1 protein-coding gene is annotated in these 571 nt (G+C 74.4%); it reads left to right on the top strand.

Features of this window, described 5'->3' with window-relative positions:
* Positions 1 to 292: 292 nt before the first annotated feature.
* The gene (locus tag AAHZ94_RS34890; protein WP_349997665.1) at positions 293 to 514 is read left to right on the top strand and encodes a hypothetical protein; all 222 of its coding nucleotides are present in this window, start codon (positions 293 to 295) and stop codon (positions 512 to 514) included.
* Positions 515 to 571: the final 57 nt, after the last annotated feature.

Below are 571 nucleotides of genomic sequence, written 5' to 3' on the forward strand. Positions count from 1 at the left end.
GCAGGCCCTGCGGGCCGTTCGCCGCATCGAGCAGTTCCAGCTTGTTGCCACCCTTGGAGCCGAAGGACCGCTTGGTCGCCGCGCCGACCCCCGCCCGCCCCACCCGCCACCCACACCCCACCGGCCGCTCCCGTGCGCAACCTCTGTACGCCGGTACGGGCAGGGGCCGGGAGAGGGGCGGGGGACACACAGACGACCCGTGCCGGTGCCGAACGTCGCGGCACGGGGCGGTTCCGGACGGCCGGGTGACGGCCCTCCGGCGGATGACGGACACCACACCAAGGAGAGAGCGATGGCCGCGATAGATCTGGACAAGGTGCTCGACAAGGCATGGGCGGACAAGGACCTCCCGGAGATCCTCGCCGCGCCGGTCGCCGCCCTGAAGGGCGTGTCGGACCGGGACGGGGAACTCCTCCAGGAGGCGTTCGGCGTCAAGACGGTGGCTGATCTGGCCAACCTCAAGTACTTCCGGTGGGCCGCGGCGCTCGCCGCGCTCGACACCTCGGCGAAGTAGCGCCGGGACGGGGGGGGCCCCCCCCGGGGGGGGCCCCCCCCCCCCCCCCCCCCCCCC

The organism is Streptomyces sp. HSW2009, from assembly GCF_040240285.1.
GTDB lineage: Bacteria > Actinomycetota > Actinomycetes > Streptomycetales > Streptomycetaceae > Streptomyces.